Here is an 18,147-nt window from a genome sequence, read left to right as displayed (position 1 = left end):
CGCCGGTGGGCCCGGCGGACCCCTATCCGCCGCTGGGCTCCGCACCGACCACGGCGGGCGGGACGGCCGGCGCGGGTCGGGTGGGCCGCAGCCGGTCGCGGACGCGGTGCGCCGCGTCGCCGGCAGTGGCGGCGATCATCGGCAGCAGCCGGGTGGAGTTCATGATGGCGACCTCCTCGGCCGGGGTTGTCACACCGTCGAGGAAGCGCAGCACCCGCTCGGCGGGGTTGCGGTCGAAGAGTCGGTCGAAGAAGTCCGGGCCACCGACCCCGCCTCGGTCCAACGCCCGCAACGCCACCGCGTCCATCCAGCGGTGTCGACGGGGGTACGCCGGCTGGGGCACCGGCGGTCGTCCCGCCGCGAGGGCGCGGGCCACCTGGTCGGCCTGGCGGTACATGGCGGAGAAGGTGAAGCCGGTGGAGGGGCGGGTCGCGCCACCGGCCGTACCGAGTCGGACCACCCGGGGCGAGGGCCGGGGCGGAAACGGCGCGTCGGTCATCGGGATCACGCCGTTCTCCACCTCCCGGACCTGCAGCCCGGAAGGGTCCAGCCCGAGCAGGTCCCGGTAGCCGGCCAGCGCCGCGTCGTACCCGGCGTCGGTGAGCAGGTCGGGCGAGAACTCGGTGTACTCGACCAGGGCGTAGCGGTCGCTCACCGGCAGCACGTACCCGAAGGAGACGCCCCGGGGTGGCTGCGGGGTGCGGAAGTCCATCAGCACCGCGCGTGCCGGGTCGAAGGCGGGGCGGTCGGCCTCCAACCACCAGCCCCGGAAGTGCTGCAACCAGGTGGTCCGTCCGGCTCGCGCCGGCGGGCGGGGGCGCGAGTCGAGCACCCATCCGGCCCGCACGGTCCGCCCGTCACCGGTGCGCACCCGCACCCGTGTGCCGTCGTCCGACACCGTCTCGGCGGGCGCGACGATCCGGGTGGCGTCCAGCCGGCGTTCGGCCTCGGCAGCCCGGTCGTAGACCGGGCCGGAGCGGAGCATGGCGTACCGCAGCGGGGTCAGGTCCAGGACGCGGCGTCGCGCCGCCGTCGCCACCTCGACCTGCCGCCAGCTCGCGCTGAGCAGCGGATCCAGGTCGGTGCCCGGGTGGCCCCAGAACGCCCAGGTGCGGTCCTGACCGCGTCGGCGGACCGGGTCGACGACGGCGATGCGCAGGTCCCGGACCTCGTGCCGGTCCAGGGCGGCGAGCAGCAACGAAGCCGCCCCGCCGCCGCCGAGCAGCGCGAGGTCGACGTCCAGCGGCGCGGAGTCGGTCACCCACCCCACGCTGCCACACCGACGCGCGCCACCACCCGATGGGCCGCCACGGCGCTCAGGCCACCGGCGCGGGCGACTCGACCGGGGGCGGGTCGGCATAGGCACGCGCGACCGCGGCGCGGTTGAAGACCCGCCAGGTGGCGGCGGAGACGCCGACCGCCACCACCAGCCCGACCCAGTACGGCGCTGTGATGCCGAATCGGGCGGCCAGCAGCCCGCCCAGCAGTGCGCCCACGCAGTTGCCGCCCGCCGCCACGAAGAGGTTGGTGCTGGCCACCCGGCCCTGGAGGTTCGCCGGGGTGAGTCGTTGGCGCAGTGAGTTCGACACGATGTTCCACAGCCCGCCGTGCACCCCGAAGGCGAACAGCGCGAACCCGACCACGATGGTGCTGCGGGACGCGGCCAGCGCCAGGTGCAGCCCCGCCTCGACGAGCAAGCCGATCCTGATCGTCCAGGTGGCGCTGATCCGGGCGATGATCCGGTCGCCGAGCAGGGCGCCGAGCACCCCACCGGTGGCCATGCAGGTGAAGAGCAGGCCATAGCCGACGGATCCGAGTCCCAAACGCTCGACGGCGAGCAGCACCAGCACCGCGAGCGCGGCGGTGAGGGTGACGTTCAGCAGACCGATCAGCACGGCCATCGTGCGCAGCAGCCGCTGGTTGGCCAGCCAGCGCAGGCCTTCGACGATCTCGCCGGCCATGGTGCGGGTACGGCGTGCGTGCGTGTCGTCGACGGCGGCCCGGAAGTCCCCGCCGATCAGCGCCACCAGTACGGCGCTGAGGGCGTACGTGATGGCGTTGACCAGGAACGGGCTGCCCGCCGAGATCGCGAAAAGGAAGCCGCCGAGCGGGCCGGCGAGCATGCTGTGCATGAGGGTGGCGCCGCCGCTGAGCCATCCGTTGGCGCGCTCCAAGCGGTGCCGCGGCACCACGACCGGAACCATGGCCTGGCTCGCCGCGCGGAACACGATCTCACCGGTGTTGACCAGGAACAGCACCGCGAACAGCAGCGCCACCCCGCCCCGGCCGCTGAGGATGGCCGTGGCCAGAACGGCGAGCGCGACCACCCGGACCAGGTCGATGACGATCATCAGGCGGCGGCGGTCCATCCGGTCCACCAGCACCCCGCCGGGCAGGGCGAAGAGCAGCCACGGCAGCCACGCCACGGCGGACGCTCCGGCGACCACGAGCGGGTCATCGGTCCGCGACGCGACGAAGAGCGGCGCAGCGACGGTGGCCAGGCCGCTGCCCAGGGCCGAGAGGGTGCTCGCCGCCCAGAGTCTGGCGAACACCGGTCCCAGGCCGTCTCCCACGTTCCGTGTCACGGCGAGCGAACCTACCAGCGTTTCCGCGGGACATCCCGGCCTTTATCCAGTCGCTGGGAGGCCCTCGATGGCGAGGGTTGACAGGTAACTCTCTGGTTGCCTATGTTGACAGGCAACCAACTGGTTGCCTGTCACGAGGAGGGCCGATGGACGACGCGTTTCGGGCACTGGCCGACCCCAGCCGGCGTCGGCTGCTCGACCGGCTCAACGAGCGCAACGGCCAGACCCTGCGGGAGCTCTGCGAAGGGTTGGCGACGACCCGGCAGGCCGTCAGCAAGCACCTGTCGGTCCTGGAGGCGGCCAACCTCGTCACGACCGTGCGGCGGGGCCGGGAAAAGGTGCACTACCTCAACGCCGCCCCGATCAACGCCATCGCCGACCGGTGGCTCAGCCGCTACGACCGCGAACGCGCCGCCACCCTCGCCGACCTGACCACCGCATTGGAGGGACAATCCATGCAGAGCCCGACCTTCGCCTACACGACGTACGTCACCACCACTCCACAGCGACTGTGGGCCGCACTCATCGAACCGGCGTTCACCCGTCGGTACTGGGGTGGGATCGCGCTCGTGTCGGACTGGCAGGTGGGGTCACCGGTGCTGTGGCAGGACACGGCGGCCGACGAGCCCCGCGATCTCGGCCAGCGGGTGCTGGCCGCGGAGCCGTACCGTCTCCTCTCCTACAGCTGGCACGGCTTCCAGGCCGAGCACGCCGAGCACTTCGGCTGGTCGGCCGAGGAGCTGGCCGCCCGACGTGGCGAGCGCCGGTCGAAGGTGACGTTCCAGATCGATCCGCACGGCCCGACGGCCGTCCGGTTGACCGTGATCCACGACGACTTCTCCCCCGACAGCGAGATGCACCGGGCGATCAGCGGCCAACTCGACGGCAGCGGAGGCTGGCCGGAGCTGTTGGCCAGCCTCAAGACACTCCTGGAAACCGGCGAGCCGATGCCCGAGCCGACCGGGGCCGACTGACCCGGACGCCCAGCCGGCGTATTTCCGCCGTCGTCGGCAATACCTCGCCATCGACCCAGCCGCGACAGCCCGACATCGACCGGAGACCGGGCGCTGCTCGGGCCGTCGGGGCCTTTCCGCAGCTCTCCCCGCCTTCGGGTGGACACGTGACGGCAACGAGGAATTCTCATTTTCACCTGATCGTGGGCCCAACCCACCTAGTGTTGGGCACACCGGTGCTAGTCACGGAGTTGGCCACCCGAACGACGTCCCACGCAGTCAGCGGACGAAAAGTGAGGGAAGACGCGTATGAAGGTCTCAACAGCACTCTGCTCGGCGGCGCTCGGCGTGGGCCTCGGCACACTCCTGCTGCCAGGCGCCGCACTGGCCGACACCACTGTGTCACCGGCCACCACCCCGGTCGGAGGGACCGTCGTGCTCACCGCGACGACCTGCAACCCGAAGTCGGGTGACGCCCTGTTCCGGGTCACCGGCCCCAACCGCGACCAGAACGTCCGGTCCACCACGGCCGCCGCCGGCGGCGGGCTGAGCGCCGAACTCTTCACCGCCGGGTTCACCCTGGGCACATACACGGTGGCGGCCACCTGCGGCGACGGCAGTTCGGCCGGCAGCGCCACGTTCACCGTCACCCCGATCGGCGGCGCGCCCGCCGGCTCCGGCGGAGACAGCCGCGACAACGGCGCTCTGGCCGCCGGAGGCACGCTTCTCGGCACCGCCCTGGCCGGCGCGGTGATCCTGATCCGCCGGCGTCGGCCGGTGTCCACTGTCGCCTGACCGGCGGCTGTTCCATCCCTGAGGACGGGTGCCCGCGCCGGTGACACCGGCGCGGGCATCCCGACGAGCCCTACGGAGGTGCCCACGTGTGGTGGCGGCGGACCCTACCAGCGGTGGTCGCCCTGCTCGGCGTGAGTGGGCTGGGGCTGATCACGGTCGGTCTCACCGCCGACCCGGCGACGCCACCGCGTCCGCCCGCAGACGCGCCGCGACGCACCGAACCGGCGCCGGACCTGGTGCCGCTGCAACGCGCCGCGCCGGTCCGGGTGCAGATCACCGCCATCGGCGTTCGCGCGGAGGTCGTCCCGGTCGGTGCCGACGCCGCCGGGGTGCTGGAGGTGCCGCCACTGGACCGGCCCACCCTCGCCGGCTGGTACCGGCACGGGGTGAGCCCCGGCGAGACGGGCAACGCGGTCCTGGTCGGACACGTCGACTCACCGGCCGGTCCGGCGGTCTTCTTCGACCTCGGTCGGCTACGCCCCGGCGAGCAGATCCAGGTCACCCGGGCCGACGCACAGGTCGCCACGTTCACAGTGGACGACGTGCGGGCGTACCCCAAGGAGCACTTTCCCACCACGCTCGTCTACGGCCCGGCGGACGCCGCAGCGCTGCGCCTGATCACCTGCGGCGGTCGGTTCGACGCGACGACCGGCAACTACGTCGACAACGTCGTCGTCTTCGCCACCCGCACCGCCTGAGCCGACCGCCCGCCTGAGCCACCCGCACGCCTGAGCCACCCGCCCCGCTGTCGGGAGCCGGACCCTGCTCGGCAGAATGCGGTGGCACCATCCCGTGATCGGGGCGGTGCGCCGGCGACGGGGAGGCACGCGGTGGATCAGCGACCGGTACGGGACCGGGCCGGTCGAGGCGTACGCGCCCTGGCCCGTCGACTGCTCGGACGGGTCGAGGACGACTCCCCCAACCCCCGCCGGTCCAACCCGGACGCCGTGGTCGACTGCGCCGTCTACGTCAACGGCCGCCGCGAGCCCGGTCGACCGCACTACGCCGACGCGTACGCCCGGGCCCGGCACGGCCGCGGCGCCTTCGTGTGGCTGGGACTGCACGATCCGGGCCCGGCGGTGCTCGCGGCGGTCGGCCAGACCTTCGGCCTCGACGAGCTGACCGTCGAACAGGCGCTCGCCGACGGGCACCGTCCCACCGTGCAGCGCCACGGGTCGGTCACGCTGCTGGTCCTGCGCACCGCCGGGTACGTGGAGCACGACGAGCTCACCGACACCTCCGAGGTGATCGACACCGGGGACGTCATGGTGCTGCTCGGTGACCGCTTCGCCATCACGGTGCGGCACGGAGCCGCCGGGGCGCTGCGCAGCGTCCGCGCCGACATCGAGCGCCGCCCCGCGCTGCTGGCCGCCGGCCCGTGGGCGGTGGCGTACGCGGTCTGCGCCCGCATGGTCGACTCCTACCTGGAGGTGGCCGGGCACGTGGAACGGGACCTGGAGCGGGTCGAGGAGGCGGTGTTCGCCCGCGACCGCAGGGCCGACATCCAGCACATCTACCAGCTCAAACGGGAGGTGGTGGAGTTCAAGCGGGCGGTCCTGCCGTTGCAGGCGCCGATGCGTACGCTGCTCGAACCCGAGGGTCCGCCGCGCGCCCTGCACCGCTGGTTCGTCGACGTCGACGGTCGGTTGAGCCGGGCGGTGGATCGGGTGGCCGCGTACGACGACCTGCTCACCTCGATCGTCCAGTCGCGGCTGGCGCAGCTCGCCGTGGAGCAGAACAACGACATGCGCAAGATCGCCGCCTGGGCGGCCATCGCGGCCACCCAGACCGGCATCGCCGGGATCTACGGCATGAACTTCGAGCACATGCCCGAGCTGGCCTGGCGCTACGGCTACGCCGGGGCCGTCACCCTGATGGCGGCGGCGGCCCTGTTCCTGTACCGGCTGTTCCGCCGCTCCGGCTGGCTGTGAGGCCCATCGACGGGCTGCTCAACGGTGCGCGGAGAGGAAGGCGCGGATGCGGTCGCGGGGTTTGTCGGTCAACTCCGGGCCGTGGGTGAAGGCGGCCAGGTCGTACTCCAACTCACCGAAGACGTGGGCGGTCTGCTGGGTCATCCGGAAGTTGCTGCACAGCACCTTCGGTGCGTAGCGGACCCCGAGCACGTTGAACAGCGCGTCTCCGGTGATCAACAGTCGGGTCGGTTCGTGCAGCAGCGACACGTGGCCCGGCGAGTGCCCGGGGGTGTGCACCACCCGTAGGCCACCGCCGACGTCGAGCACGTCGCCGTCGGCCAGCGGCTGCGCCACCCGCACCGCCGGGAACCGCCCGCTGTTGACCCGGGCGAAGAGCCGACCGCCGGTCACCGTCGGGTCGCTGCCCGGCGTCCGACCCTCCTGCGCGTACGGCACGTCGCCGACGTGCGCCGCCACCGGGGCGCCCGTGCGCCGCGACATCTCCGCCGCGCCGCCGGCGTGGTCGGGGTGTGCGTGGGTGAGCACGATCCGGGTGACGTCGGCCGGCACCTTTCCGATCGCCGCGAGCCCACGCACGATCCGGGCGGGCGCCTTGGCCAGGCCGCAGTCGACAAGCGTGACGCTGCCGTCGTCGTCGACGAAGGCGTACGAGTTGACGGCCGAACGGCCCACCGTGGGGATACGCCAGACGTTCGGGGCCAGTGGCACCGCAGGGGCTCGCGTCATGCCGCGAGTCTAGGAACGATCGTCAACTGTCGTTCTCCACCCCGACCGACGATCCGCCTGAGCGGCCGGTGCCGCTGGACCAGGGCGGGTGCGGCAGGATAGCGACGTGGGTAAGGGTGCGGGACGTCGCCGGTCGAACGCGACGACGGGACGGGTCTGCCCGTGCGGCTCCGGCCGGGCGTACGCGGACTGCTGCGCACCGGCCCACGCCGGCGACAGACCGGCGTCGACCGCCGAGGAGTTGATGCGGTCCCGGTTCAGCGCCTTCGCCCTCGGCGACACCGGCTACCTGTTGCGAAGCTGGCACTCCTCGACCCGGCCCACCTCCCTGGAGCTGGACCCGGGGCAGCGGTGGTCCCGCCTGGAGATCGTGGAGACCGAGCGGGGCGGCCTGCTCGACAACGCCGGCACGGTGACGTTCCACGCCCACTACCGGGACGCCGGTCGGCCCGGCACGATGACCGAGCACAGCCGTTTCGTCCGCGAGGACGGCCGGTGGGTGTATGTCGACGGTGACCAGCCCTGACCGCCGATCTGACGTAGGATGAGGTCGGCGCTGTCCTGCGCCGCACCTCCCTCCCGGCGCTCACGCCGCCGGCAACGCGGAGGCAAAGGGGGCCCGGAGCCCTCGGGACGTGATGCCACATGCCCCACTCCGGCGGGGTCGGCGGGAGCGTGAGTCCCGGTGACCGTGCCGTTGACCGGGAGCATGTGATGACCAACCAGAAATCGTTCAAGGCCCGGGTCCGGACCCGGATGGAGAAGACCGGCGAGAGCTACACCACCGCCCGCCGGCACCTGATCAATCGGGCCGCGGAGCCGGACGCACCGCCAACTCCGACGTCCACCGCCGCATCTCCTTCGGCGCAGACCGAACCGAGCGCCGCGGCCACCGCTGCGCAGACCGAGCGGATCGCCGACGACCTGATCCGCGCCCGGACCGGCCGCGGCTGGTCCGAGTGGTTCGCCCTGCTCGACGCCGCGTCCGCCAGCGAGTGGACGCACACCCGGATCGCTCACCACCTGGTCACCGAGCACGAGGTTCCGGGCTGGTGGGCGCAGACCGTCACCGTCGGCTACGAGCAGGCACGCGGCCTGCGCGCCCCGGGTCAGCGGCGCGGCGGTGGCTTCGAGGCCAGCGCGAGCCGGACGGTGGCCGTGCCGGCGCAGCGGCTGTACGAGGCGTTCGCCGACGAGACGACACGCGCCTGCTGGCTGCCCGACGTCGAGGTACGCGTCCGCACCGCCACCCCGCCGCGCATCTTCCGGGCCGACTGGGCCGGTGGTGCCACCCGGATCGTCGTCGGCGTCGACGTGGTCGGCGAGTCGAAGGCACGGGTCAGCATCGTGCACGAGAAGCTGACCGGAGCCGAGCAGGCTGCGGAGCTGAAGGCGTACTGGCGCGAGCGGCTCGCCGCGTTGAAGGTGCTGCTCGAAACGAACGGAGACCAGCGATGAGGATGACCTTCATCAACCTGCCGGTGCGCGACCTGACCACCGCCGCAGAGTTCTACCGGGCGCTCGGCTTCACCGGCGACCAGGCCGAACAGGACGGCGGCACCAGGGTTCTCACCATCTCCGAGAACACCCGGCTGGTGCTGCACCTCCGCTCCGGCTTCGAGTCGTACACCGGGGTCGCCGCCACCGACACGGAGACGAGCCGGGAGGTCGTCGTCGGGCTGTCGGCGCAGAGCCGGGAGCAGGTCGACGAGCTGGTCGACCAGGCGGCGGTCGCCGGTGGTCAGTCGCTCGGGCCGGGGATGGTCAACGGGCCGATGTACATGCGCGGTTTCCGGGACCTCGACGGCCACCAGTGGTCGTTCCTGCACATGGCCGGCTGAGCGAGCCGCCCGGCGGCGGCTTGTCCAGTCGTGATGGTGGCTCGGGTCACTGCGACTCCCAGTCGTCAGCAGCTCCGCGGCGGGCCGGGCGGCCGTCGGCGGTCAGCAGCTTCAGCGCCACCACGAGGTACGCCCCGGCGGTCAGCGCGAACGCCACCGCGTTGCCGGCCGCCGTGGCGAGCAGGCCGTAACCGGCGTACGTCACGATGATCAACACATCGGTGGCCATCCCCGCCAGCGACGTCACGGTGGCGCGGCTGGCGCCGGTGATCCGGGCCTGGAGCCGCGCGTCGGCGAGCACGGTGGCCAACTGCGCGGCGCCGAAGGCCACCGCGAGCAGCACGAACCCCGCCGGGCGCCGGAGCAGGGCACCGCCGGCCAGCGCGACGCCGACCAGCCCCAGCAGCGCCGCGTAGCCTCGCCTGCCCAGCCGCTCCCCTGCCGGGGCGAGCAGCCCGCCGACGGTCACCCCGGCCCAGAGCAGCAGGAGCAGCAGGGGTACGGCCTGCGCCCCGACGCCGGTGTCCAGCGCGGGCAGCGGGGTGTACTCGTCCAGGGCGCCCCAGTCGGCGGCGACCACGGCCACCAGCAGCACGGCGGACCGTACCGGCGGACGGGTGCGGACCTGCGACACCCCGGCCCGCAGCGTGTCCCACCAGCCCAGGTCACCGCCGCCGTGCGGGCTCGCGGGCGGGGTGGTGTCGGGCTCGCCCGGCCGGGGCGGTGCGGCAGCTACCGGCCGAGCCGCCATCGCCGGCTCGGCGACCGGAACGCGTGCGGCGGCCGGCGCGTGGTGCTCCGGGAACCGGGTGGCGACGGTCGTGGCGAGCAGGCAGGCGAGCACACTGGCCACGCCCACCGCCGGGTAGCCGCCGACGGCGAGCACCGGGCCGGCGAGCACGCCGGAGACCACCACGCCCAGCACGCCCGCCGTCCGGGACCGTCCGAGCACCCGGGTGTACCGGTCGACCGCGCCGAGCCGGTCCAGTTCGGTCCAGACCAGCGCCTCCAGCGCGCCGGAGACCAACGCTCCCCCGGCCCCCCAGAGCAGGAACCCAATCGCGAACGCCGGGTACGACGGCACCAGCACCCAGAGCGCGAACCCGGCGGCGGTCGCCAGCGGGGCGAGGCACAACAGCAGTCGGCGGGACACCACGTCGGCCCACGCGCCGGACGGCACCTCGAACACGATGCCTGCGGCCGACCAGATGACGAAGAGCGACGAGATCTGCCCGACCGACAGCCCGGCGTCGGCGAAGAACACCACGTACAGCGGGTAGAGCAGGACAAGGTCACTGAGGAGCGCGTACCCGTAGAGGGTGCCCGTCAGCCGGCGGACCGCCGGGTCGGGCACGCGCGAGGCGAGGTGGATCATGGGGCCTTCCCGTGGGAGTGGAGACGGACACCGGACGTGCGGTGCCCGCGGTGGCCCACGGGATCGGTCTACGCGGCTGGATCAATGTCGCCAGGTCATGCCCGGATGCTAGCCGCGCGCCGTGATGCTCGCCAGCGCTTTCGGCGTCCCCCAGACAACGTGCGGCGGGGTGGGATCCCGAAGGATCCCACCCCGCCGGTGACGTGCGGGTCAGCGCCGGTTCGGGTCGACCGGCGGGAGGACCGTGGTCGTCTCACTGTCGTCGCTGGTACGCGGGCCGGGCACCGCGCCGCCGGCACTCACCACCTGGGTCGTGTCGGCGTCACCACGACTCACCACCTGGGTCGCGTCGGCGTCGGACGGTCGGGGCACGACCTGGGTGGCCTCCGGGTCGGACGGTCGGGTGACGACCTGGGTCGCCTCGGCGTCGGACGGTCGGGGCACGACCTGGGTGGCCTCCGGGTCGGACGGTCGGGTGACAGCCTGCGTGGCCTCCGAATCGGTGACGACGGACGACGGCCGGGCCGGCTCGGCGTCCGACATGGCGGGGGTAGCCGCCGCGCGGGCCAACTCGGCCTCGGCGTCGCGGCGACCGGCTCGGTAGGCGCGGGCGTGCTCGGCGATCAGCTGCGACTCCTGCTCGGCGCGGGTCAGCCACCCCTCCCAACGGCTCTGCATCGGACGGACGAGACCACCGCCGACCCCGACGACGAGGATGCCGCCGATCGTGGCCAGCACGGCGATCAGCACGGGAGTGGTGACCGCGGTGGCCACCCCGATCTGGTTCAGCGCGGCGATGACGCCCAGGCCGAGGATGAACACCGACGCGGTGGTGGCCAACACCCGGCCGTACGACAGGCCGCCCAGCGCGCCGCCGATGATGTCCTTGACCGCGTTGGCGATGGCGGCGGCCACCACAACGATGACGATCGCGACGAAGGCGCGCGGCAGCCACGCGATCACCGCGCCGAGCAGGTCGGAGATCGGGTTGGGTCCCCAGATGCCGAAGGCGAGCTGGAGGGTGAACAGCAGCACCGCGTAGTAGACGAGCTTCGCGACGATGTCGCTGGCGTCGTACCGGGAGCGACTCAACGCACGGCGGACGCCGCCGCGTTCGACGGCGCGGTCGAAGCCCACCCGCTCCAGGACCTTCTCCACGATCTTCAGCACGGCCTTGGCGATCAGCCATCCGGCCACCAGGATCGCCAGGAAGGCGACGGCCTTGGGCAGGAAGAGCATCACCGAGCGGAGGGCGTCACCCACCGCGTCGCTGACGTTGTCACTCATGTGGTCATTCCTCACGGGGCAGCCGGGACGGTCAGTCCTCGACCTACCCCCACCGGCTCGCGGGGAAACGCCGGCCTGGTTGGACGGGGTCTAGCGCGCGGACGAGTCTTGGCAATATTCTCCGGAGTGCGTGCGGCCACTGGAGCTACTTTTCATCCCCCCGCCGTGGGCCGCAGGAGGAGATGTCATGCACGTCGACCATTCCGAAATGGATCGCCGGACGCTGCTGCGGGCCGGCCTCGGTGCCGCCACAGTCGCCGTCGTCGGGAGCGAACTCGCCTTCCCCGCCTCGGCGCAGGCCGCCCCCGGCACCGACCTGGACTGGATCATCAGCTGCGACGAGTGGGGTGCCCGCCCGCCGAACGACCCGTTGTCGGTCAGCGCCATCTCCACCAACAAGATCATCGTGCATCACATGGCCTTCCCCAACGTCACCGACTACTCCCGCGAGCAGGCGGTCAAGCTGGCCCACGACTGCCAGGACCTGCACATGGACGGCAACGGCTGGTCGGACACCGGCCAGCACTTCACGGTGAGTCGCGGCGGTTACGTGCTGGAGGGCCGCCGGGGCAGCCTGGAGCGACTCGAAGCCGGCGACCGGCAGATGATCTCGGCGCACTGCCCCGGCGAGAACGGTCGGGCCATCGGCATCGAGAACGAGGGCACCTACGTCACCGAGACGCCGCCGAAGGCGCTGGCCGACTCCCTGGTCAAGCTCTGCGTCGCGATCTGTCGACAGTACGGGCTGCACGCGCACGACATCTTCGGCCACTGGGACTTCCGCACCACCGAGTGCCCGGGAGCCGCCTTCTACCGCCAGTTCCCGGAGCTGCGCCGGCGGGTGCACACCGCCCTCGGCACCAAACTGGGCGACGTGCCGGCACGCCGTTGGCCGGACCTGTGGCGCTTCGTCAACTCCCCCTCCGTCCGGGTCGTGCAGCACCTGCTCGTCCACCGGGGCTACGCGGTGACGGTCAGCGGCACCTTCGACGCCGCGACCGTGGCAGCCGTGCAGGACTGGCAGGCCCGCAACGGCATCCCGGTGGACGTGGACGCCACCCTCACCCCGCCGACCTGGGAGACCCTCGCGCCGGAGTTGGACCAGCACGCCACTGGTGCTCCGGTCACGGCCGTCCAGGAGATGCTCGCCACCAAGGGGTACGCGGTCACCGTCACCGGGGCGTACGACCACGCCACCCGGGCCGCGGTGCAGGACCTGCAGGCGCTGCACGGCCTACCCCGCAACGGCAAGCTCAGCACGAGCACGTGGTGCACGATCGTCGGCGGGTCGGTCCGCCAGTCGTACCACCGCCGTTGAACCCGAGGCGGCGGTGCGGGTTCGACCCGCGCCGCCGCCGGCCCAGCCACCAGCGCGAACGCGCCGGTGAGCGGTTTGAGCCGACGTGCGGGCGGAAAGAGTGCCGGGCATGACATGGGCCCGTCGAGCCGTACCCGCCGCCGCCGCTGCCGCTGCCGTCGTGGCACTCGCCGCGCGGGATCTGATCCAGCGCGACCACGCGTTGCTGCGCAACTTTCCGGTGCTCGGACGCGCCCGCTACGTGTTGGAGGCGATCGGGCCGGAGCTTCGGCAGTACATCGTCGCCGGCAACAACGAGGAGCGGCCGTTCACCCGCGACCAGCGCCGCTGGGTGTACGCCTCGGCGAAGCAGCAGAACAACTACTTCGGCTTCGGTACGGACAACGACATCGAGTACACCCCCGGCTATCCGATCATCAAGCACCGCACGTTCGGCCGGGCCGTTCCGCCGTCGACACCGACCGCCGGGCACGACGTACGGCTGCCCTGCGCGAAGGTGCTCGGCGCCGCCCGAGGACGGGCCCACGCGTTCCGCCCGGAGTCGGTGGTCAACATCTCCGGGATGAGCTTCGGCTCGCTCTCCGGCAACGCCATCGCCGCGCTGAACAAGGGAGCGGCGCTCGCCGACTGCCTGCAGAACACCGGAGAGGGCGGTCTGTCGCCGTACCATCGCAACGGCGGTGACCTGGTCTTCCAACTCGGGACGGCGTACTTCGGCTGCCGCGACGAGCAGGGCCGGTTCAGTCTGGACCGCCTGAAGGAGCTGGTTGCCGGCGCACCGGTGAAGGCCTTGGAGATCAAGCTGAGCCAGGGCGCGAAGCCGAGCCTCGGCGGTCTGCTGCCCGGCGCGAAGGTCTCCGCCGAGATCGCCGCCACCCGCGGCATCCCGGCCGGGCAGGACTGCGTGAGCCCGTCGCGGCACGCCGAGTTCTCCGACTGCGACAGCCTGCTCGACTGGGTCGAACTGTTGGCCGCCGAGACGGGCCTGCCGGTCGGTATCAAGTCGGCGGTCGGCGACCTGGGCTTCTGGCAGGAGTTGGCCACCCTGATGCGCGACACCGGACGCGGTGTGGACTTCGTGACCATCGACGGCGGCGAGGGCGGCACCGGCGCCGCGCCGCTGATCTTCACCGACTCCGTGTCACTGCCGTTCCAGCAGGGCTTCAGCCGGGTGTACAAGATTTTCGCCGAGCACGACCTCCACGAACAGGTGGTCTTCGTCGGCGGCGGCAAGCTCGGCCTGCCGGACAACGCCGTCGTCGCCTTCGCGCTCGGCTGCGACATGGTCAACGTCGGCCGGGAGGCGATGCTGTCGATCGGCTGCATCCAGGCACAGAAGTGCCACACCGACACCTGCCCCACCGGCGTCGCCACCCAGAACACGTGGCTCGCCCGGGGCCTGGACCCGTCGTTGAAGTCGGTCCGGGCGGCCAACTACCTACGGACGCTACGCCGCGACCTGGTCAAGGTTGCCGAGGCCTGCGGCGTCGAGCATCCCGGCCTGATCGACACGGACGCCGTGGAGATCCTGGACGGCCGCACCGGCTCCACCCCCTTGCACGAGGTGTACGGCTACCAGCGGCACTGGGGTCTGCCCTCGGCAGCCGACCAGGCGGAGATCGTGCGACTGATGACGCCGGAGGCACCGCAAGGTGGCAGTGCCCCACCGTCCGCCACCGCCGTCGGCTGACGAGCGACGGAACCACGCCTGACCCGTCCCGGCCCGCTGACGACCCGGCGTCAACTGCTCAGGTTGGCCTCTTCGATCAGCGGCCCGTCCAGCAGCTGAGCTCCATGCCATCCTCGACCGGGAAGTCGATGCTGACGTAGCCGTTGCCCGGGTCTCGGACGTAGGTCACGTAGTCGCTCATCGACCCGAACGTGGAGTCGTCGCCGACGACCAGGGCGCCCGGGGCGAGCCGGTCCTCGATCAGGCGCAGGACGGGCAGGCACATCTCCTTCCAGCCGTCGAGCAACGCCAGGCCGATCGGGCCGCCGACCGTGCCGAGGGTGGTCAACGCGTCTCCCTCGAGCACTGTCACGAGGTCGCTGAACCCGGCCGCCTCGATATTGGCGCGGGCCGCCTTGACCTTGGTCGCGCTGAGCTCGGTCGTGGTGACGTGCCCGATCCCGTTGTCGCGCACGGCTGCGGCGAGGTAGAGCGTCGAGATTCCGTACGAGGTGCCGAACTCGACCACCGTCTGCGGTCGGGCCGCGCGGACCAGGGCGTAGAGCAGGTCGCCGCCGCGAGCCGAGATCGGCATGTAGACGTCTTCAAGCAGGTCGGAGCGTTCCTGGGGGGTGACCGTGGGTGCGGGTCGGCCTGGCGAGCGTGCATCGTCGCGCTCGGCCTCGGTGAACAGCCGGGCGATCAGGTCGCGGACGGCGGGGTCGTGCAGTGTCGTCGTCATGGCCGATAGACTAGACGCAACGTTGCGTCTAGTAAAGTCCCGGATCTTGTAACGTCTCGGAAGACTTGAACTCCTCACGGGAAAGACGTCTCACGGGAAGGAGCGCCTGATGCATCGCGGCAACCGGCACGGCCGGAGCGAGGCGGCCCGCGAGGCCGTGCTCCAGGCGGCGGACGACCTCGTCGCCGAGATCGGCTACGCCAAGGTGACCATCGAGGGCATCGCATCCCGGGCCGGCGTCGCCAAGCAGACGATCTACCGGTGGTGGCGTTCCAAGACCGACATCCTGGTCGACGCGTTCACCGCCGACAGCGCCCAGGAGCTCACGCTGCCCGACACCGGCGCCTTCCGTACCGACCTGCGCGCCCACCTCAACGAGCTGGTCCGCTTCCTCGAGGTGTCCGACTCGGGCGCGGTGTTCCGGGCCCTGGTCGGTCAGGCCCAGCATGATCCGGAGCTGGCCGCCCGGCTGCGCGCGGAGGTTCTGCCGCAGCTGCGCGCCCGCGACCGAGTGCCGTTCGACCGGGCAACGGCACGGGGGGAGCTGCCCGCCGAGGCCGACGTCGACCTCCTCGTCGACCAGGCGGTCGGGCCGATCCACTTCCGGGTGCTCGTGACGGGTGAACCTGTGACACCCGCACTGCTGGACGCGCTGGTCACCAGGGCAGGCCAGGGACAGCCGGGGGCACCACCCGGCCAGGAGCAGCCGGGCGCGGCAGACGCGGAACTCGACCGTTGAGGGCTGCTCGTTGAGCAGGCACGGCACGCCACGCAGCGCACGGCATCCGTCGCGCGGCTGCCGGCACGCGAATCAACAGGCCGAGCACGCCGGCGTCGGCCTTCAGCGGGATAAACGCGTGGAGCCGCCGCCAGGAACACCCGTATCGTGGCGCGGTGCTGATCAGACGCGAGACACCCGCTGACGTCGACGCCATCCGGGCGGTGCACGCCGCCGCGTTCGCCAACACCGGCGACGGCAACGACAGCGGCGACGGCGACCGCGTACCGGTGGAGGCGACACTGGTCGACGCGCTGCGCGCCGACGAGGGCTGGCTGCCCGCGTACTCCCTGGTGGCGGTCGATTCGGACGGCCAGGTGGTGGGGCACGTGGTGGCCACCCGTGGCCGGGTGGGTGGCGAGCCGGTGGCGTTGGGCCTGGGGCCGCTCGGCGTGCTGCCCGGTTGGCAGCGGCGTGGCGTCGGTAGCGCGCTGATGCACGCGGTGCTCGCCGCGGCCGAGGCGCGGGACGAGCCGCTCGTGGTGTTGCTCGGGCATCCCGACTACTACCCGCGCTTCGGGTTCGGGCCCGCCGTCGACCTGGGCGTCACCCCGCCACAGCCGTGGGGGCCGCAGTACTTCATGGCCCGTCCGCTGGGGGCGTGGCGCGACTCGATCCGGGGTGAGTTCCGCTACGCACGCCCGTTCGACGACCTGTGACCCCACCGCGCATTCGCCGACGGCACGCCGCTGACCTCGACGGATGCGTCGCGGCGCTTGCCGAGGTCCACCGGGTCGACAGGTACCCGCTGAACTGGCCCGCCGACCCGCGTCGCTGGCTACGCCAGCCGCGCCCGGCAGACGCCTGGGTCGCGGTCGACGACACGTCGATAGTCGGGCACGTCGCGGTGCACCGGGTGGTGCCGGCGCGGGCGGGCACGCCGCCGGCCCGGCCGACGGCCGAGGTGGCACGTCTCTTCGTGGTGCCGAGGGCCAGAGGGTCGGCGCTCGGCGGTGCCCTGCTGGACCGGGTTCGGCAGTGGGCGAGCGCACGTCGGATCGATCTGTCGCTCGAGGTGACGTCCGACGGTGCCGCGGCCGCAGCCCTGTACGAGCGCACCGGCTGGCGGTACGCCGGAACCAGCACCGCACCGTGGACCGCACCAGACGGCAGCGCGGTGTCACTGCGTCACTACGTGCTGTCCTGCGACGCCGTGCCGGCCATCACCGCGAGGCGTCGGGCGAGCAGCGCCGCGGCGTCGCGCAGTTCCGGAGGCTCCAGCACCTCCACCTCGTAACTCAGACGTGCGAGGTGCGCCGCGAGCCAGTCCAGGCGCTCCCCGCCGACGACCAGCACGCACCACCCGTCGCGGTCGTCCTCGACCCGCCCCACCTGGGGCGGCACCGACTCCCGTACCTGGTCGGACGTCGCGCGCACCCGTACCCGGGCGAGATACCGGTACGACGCCTCGGTCACGGCCCGCTGCACGAAGGCGACCGGGTCCGGGTGCTCGCGCGCCCGGAAGCGCCAGGTCGTCGCGACCGCGGCACCCATTCGGTCCAGGCGAAACGTCCGCCAGTCGTCGCGGTCGACGTCCCAGGCCATCAGATACCAGCGACGACCGGTCGTGACCATCCGGATCGGCTCGACCGTCCGCTCGTGTTGCCCACCGGTGCGAGCCTCGTAGGCGAATCGCACCCGCACGGCATCGCGGCAGGCCCGAGCCAGTGTCACCAGCAACTCCGCGTCGATCTCGGTCACCGGGCCCACGAGCGTCGCGGTGGCGCCGTGCACCGCCCGCACCTCGGCACGCAGCCGCGCCGGCATGACCTGGTCGAGCTTCGCGAGGGCCCGCAGGGCCGCCTCACCCGCCCCCGCGATCGTGCCGCCCGAGGCGAGGCGCAGCGAGACCGCCGTCGCGATCGCCTCCTCGTCGTCGAGGAGCAACGGCGGCAGCCGGCTGCCCGCACCGAGCTGGTAGCCACCGCCGACCCCCGGCACCGCGTGCACGGGATAGCCGAGCGTGCGTAGTCGCTGCACGTCGCGACGCACGCAGCGGTCGGTGACACCCAGCTCGGCGGCGAGGTCTGCGGCCGTCCAGGATGGCCGCCGCTGGAGCAACGCCAGCAACCGCAGCACCCGTTCGGTCGTCGCCTCGACGGTCACCCGCCGATCGTTGCACGAAATGCGGAACGTTTCTGTCC

19 protein-coding genes are annotated in these 18,147 nt (G+C 72.3%); 12 read left to right on the top strand and 7 right to left on the bottom strand.

All coding sequences use genetic code 11. The features are described from left to right. Positions 1–22: 22 nt before the first annotated feature. Both O7614_RS15700 and O7614_RS15695 read right to left on the bottom strand, forming a co-directional pair. Positions 23–1,261 (bottom strand): lycopene cyclase family protein, encoded by a 1,239-nt coding sequence (locus tag O7614_RS15700; protein WP_278139204.1) that lies wholly within the window; start codon positions 1,259–1,261, stop codon positions 23–25. 55 nt (positions 1,262–1,316) lie between these two features. Next, the gene (locus O7614_RS15695) at positions 1,317–2,585 is read right to left on the bottom strand and encodes an MFS transporter (protein ID WP_278139203.1); all 1,269 of its coding nucleotides are present in this window, start codon (positions 2,583–2,585) and stop codon (positions 1,317–1,319) included. Between the two features lie 146 nt (positions 2,586–2,731). Here O7614_RS15695 and O7614_RS15690 point away from each other — a divergent pair, with 146 nt between their 5' ends. The 4 genes from O7614_RS15690 to O7614_RS15675 all read left to right on the top strand — a co-directional run bounded on the left by O7614_RS15690 (position 2,732) and on the right by O7614_RS15675 (position 6,264). Next, positions 2,732–3,559: a metalloregulator ArsR/SmtB family transcription factor gene (locus tag O7614_RS15690; protein WP_278139202.1), complete on the top strand. Its 828-nt coding sequence runs from the start codon at positions 2,732–2,734 to the stop codon at positions 3,557–3,559. A 288-nt stretch (positions 3,560–3,847) separates the two neighbouring features. Continuing rightward, positions 3,848–4,333: a hypothetical protein gene (locus tag O7614_RS15685; RefSeq protein ID WP_088989855.1), complete on the top strand. Its 486-nt coding sequence runs from the start codon at positions 3,848–3,850 to the stop codon at positions 4,331–4,333. A gap of 113 nt (positions 4,334–4,446) precedes the next feature. Beyond that, positions 4,447–5,031: a class F sortase gene (locus O7614_RS15680; protein WP_278139201.1), complete on the top strand. Its 585-nt coding sequence runs from the start codon at positions 4,447–4,449 to the stop codon at positions 5,029–5,031. 132 nt (positions 5,032–5,163) lie between these two features. Beyond that, positions 5,164–6,264 carry a magnesium and cobalt transport protein CorA gene (locus O7614_RS15675; protein ID WP_278139200.1) on the top strand — a complete coding sequence of 367 codons (1,101 nt, stop codon included), beginning with the start codon at positions 5,164–5,166 and terminating at the stop codon, positions 6,262–6,264. 18 nt (positions 6,265–6,282) lie between these two features. Here O7614_RS15675 and O7614_RS15670 read toward each other — a convergent pair whose 3' ends face one another. Beyond that, the gene (locus tag O7614_RS15670; protein WP_278139199.1) at positions 6,283–6,993 is read right to left on the bottom strand and encodes an MBL fold metallo-hydrolase; all 711 of its coding nucleotides are present in this window, start codon (positions 6,991–6,993) and stop codon (positions 6,283–6,285) included. A 106-nt stretch (positions 6,994–7,099) separates the two neighbouring features. Here O7614_RS15670 and O7614_RS15665 point away from each other — a divergent pair, with 106 nt between their 5' ends. The 3 genes from O7614_RS15665 to O7614_RS15655 all read left to right on the top strand — a co-directional run bounded on the left by O7614_RS15665 (position 7,100) and on the right by O7614_RS15655 (position 8,834). Further along, entirely contained in the window at positions 7,100–7,519 is a 420-nt protein-coding gene (locus O7614_RS15665) for a YchJ family protein (RefSeq protein ID WP_278139198.1), read from the top strand. 188 nt (positions 7,520–7,707) lie between these two features. Then, positions 7,708–8,451, top strand: coding sequence for a hypothetical protein (locus O7614_RS15660; RefSeq protein WP_278139197.1), 744 nt, complete (start codon positions 7,708–7,710; stop codon positions 8,449–8,451). Further along, positions 8,448–8,834 carry a VOC family protein gene (locus O7614_RS15655; protein WP_278139196.1) on the top strand — a complete coding sequence of 129 codons (387 nt, stop codon included), beginning with the start codon at positions 8,448–8,450 and terminating at the stop codon, positions 8,832–8,834. The genes O7614_RS15660 and O7614_RS15655 overlap by 4 nt, the downstream gene beginning before the upstream one ends. A gap of 46 nt (positions 8,835–8,880) precedes the next feature. Here the strand turns inward: O7614_RS15655 and O7614_RS15650 are convergent, their stop codons facing one another. Then, positions 8,881–10,209 (bottom strand): MFS transporter, encoded by a 1,329-nt coding sequence (locus O7614_RS15650; protein WP_278139195.1) that lies wholly within the window; start codon positions 10,207–10,209, stop codon positions 8,881–8,883. 210 nt (positions 10,210–10,419) lie between these two features. After that, positions 10,420–11,496, bottom strand: coding sequence for a hypothetical protein (locus O7614_RS15645; protein ID WP_278139194.1), 1,077 nt, complete (start codon positions 11,494–11,496; stop codon positions 10,420–10,422). Positions 11,497–11,704: 208 nt separating this feature from the next. Between O7614_RS15645 and O7614_RS15640 the strand changes: the two genes are divergently transcribed. Together O7614_RS15640 and O7614_RS15635 are read left to right on the top strand one after the other, a co-directional pair. After that, positions 11,705–12,814 carry an N-acetylmuramoyl-L-alanine amidase gene (locus O7614_RS15640; protein ID WP_278139193.1) on the top strand — a complete coding sequence of 370 codons (1,110 nt, stop codon included), beginning with the start codon at positions 11,705–11,707 and terminating at the stop codon, positions 12,812–12,814. Between the two features lie 109 nt (positions 12,815–12,923). Further along, the gene (locus tag O7614_RS15635) at positions 12,924–14,504 is read left to right on the top strand and encodes an FMN-binding glutamate synthase family protein (RefSeq protein WP_278139192.1); all 1,581 of its coding nucleotides are present in this window, start codon (positions 12,924–12,926) and stop codon (positions 14,502–14,504) included. 76 nt (positions 14,505–14,580) lie between these two features. On the opposite strand, the gene O7614_RS15630 is transcribed toward O7614_RS15635, so the two are convergent. Further along, positions 14,581–15,225 carry a class I SAM-dependent methyltransferase gene (locus O7614_RS15630; protein ID WP_278139191.1) on the bottom strand — a complete coding sequence of 215 codons (645 nt, stop codon included), beginning with the start codon at positions 15,223–15,225 and terminating at the stop codon, positions 14,581–14,583. Between the two features lie 109 nt (positions 15,226–15,334). Here O7614_RS15630 and O7614_RS15625 point away from each other — a divergent pair, with 109 nt between their 5' ends. From O7614_RS15625 to O7614_RS15615, 3 genes are all read left to right on the top strand, one after another. Next, the gene (locus O7614_RS15625; RefSeq protein WP_278139190.1) at positions 15,335–15,964 is read left to right on the top strand and encodes a TetR/AcrR family transcriptional regulator; all 630 of its coding nucleotides are present in this window, start codon (positions 15,335–15,337) and stop codon (positions 15,962–15,964) included. A gap of 155 nt (positions 15,965–16,119) precedes the next feature. Beyond that, on the top strand, positions 16,120–16,662 hold the full coding sequence (locus O7614_RS15620; RefSeq protein WP_278139189.1) for an N-acetyltransferase: 543 nt from the start codon (positions 16,120–16,122) through the stop codon (positions 16,660–16,662). Continuing rightward, positions 16,659–17,240: a GNAT family N-acetyltransferase gene (locus O7614_RS15615; protein ID WP_278139188.1), complete on the top strand. Its 582-nt coding sequence runs from the start codon at positions 16,659–16,661 to the stop codon at positions 17,238–17,240. The genes O7614_RS15620 and O7614_RS15615 overlap by 4 nt, the downstream gene beginning before the upstream one ends. Here O7614_RS15615 and O7614_RS15610 read toward each other — a convergent pair. After that, positions 17,135–18,109 (bottom strand): YafY family protein, encoded by a 975-nt coding sequence (locus tag O7614_RS15610; RefSeq protein WP_278139187.1) that lies wholly within the window; start codon positions 18,107–18,109, stop codon positions 17,135–17,137. The two genes, O7614_RS15615 and O7614_RS15610, sit on opposite strands and share 106 nt — an antisense overlap. Positions 18,110–18,147 lie beyond the last annotated feature (38 nt).

Source organism: Micromonospora sp. WMMD961, assembly GCF_029626145.1.
Lineage (GTDB): Bacteria > Actinomycetota > Actinomycetes > Mycobacteriales > Micromonosporaceae > Micromonospora.
Note: the sequence above shows the minus strand (reverse complement) of the source record. Positions and strands in the feature narration are given on the sequence as shown.

What these genes read in the sequence shown, in the direction of transcription:
- O7614_RS15660 (WP_278139197.1), top strand. Translation starts at nt 7,708, where the DNA reads ATGACCAACCAGAAATCGTTCAAGGCCCGGGTCCGGACCCGGATGGAG.
- O7614_RS15625 (WP_278139190.1), top strand. Translation starts at nt 15,335, where the DNA reads ATGCATCGCGGCAACCGGCACGGCCGGAGCGAGGCGGCCCGCGAGGCC.
- O7614_RS15655 (WP_278139196.1), top strand. Translation starts at nt 8,448, where the DNA reads ATGAGGATGACCTTCATCAACCTGCCGGTGCGCGACCTGACCACCGCC.
- O7614_RS15650 (WP_278139195.1), bottom strand. Translation starts at nt 10,209, where the DNA reads ATGATCCACCTCGCCTCGCGCGTGCCCGACCCGGCGGTCCGCCGGCTG.
- O7614_RS15685 (WP_088989855.1), top strand. Translation starts at nt 3,848, where the DNA reads ATGAAGGTCTCAACAGCACTCTGCTCGGCGGCGCTCGGCGTGGGCCTC.
- O7614_RS15690 (WP_278139202.1), top strand. Translation starts at nt 2,732, where the DNA reads ATGGACGACGCGTTTCGGGCACTGGCCGACCCCAGCCGGCGTCGGCTG.
- O7614_RS15635 (WP_278139192.1), top strand. Translation starts at nt 12,924, where the DNA reads ATGACATGGGCCCGTCGAGCCGTACCCGCCGCCGCCGCTGCCGCTGCC.
- O7614_RS15640 (WP_278139193.1), top strand. Translation starts at nt 11,705, where the DNA reads ATGGATCGCCGGACGCTGCTGCGGGCCGGCCTCGGTGCCGCCACAGTC.
- O7614_RS15670 (WP_278139199.1), bottom strand. Translation starts at nt 6,993, where the DNA reads ATGACGCGAGCCCCTGCGGTGCCACTGGCCCCGAACGTCTGGCGTATC.
- O7614_RS15630 (WP_278139191.1), bottom strand. Translation starts at nt 15,225, where the DNA reads ATGACGACGACACTGCACGACCCCGCCGTCCGCGACCTGATCGCCCGG.
- O7614_RS15645 (WP_278139194.1), bottom strand. Translation starts at nt 11,496, where the DNA reads ATGAGTGACAACGTCAGCGACGCGGTGGGTGACGCCCTCCGCTCGGTG.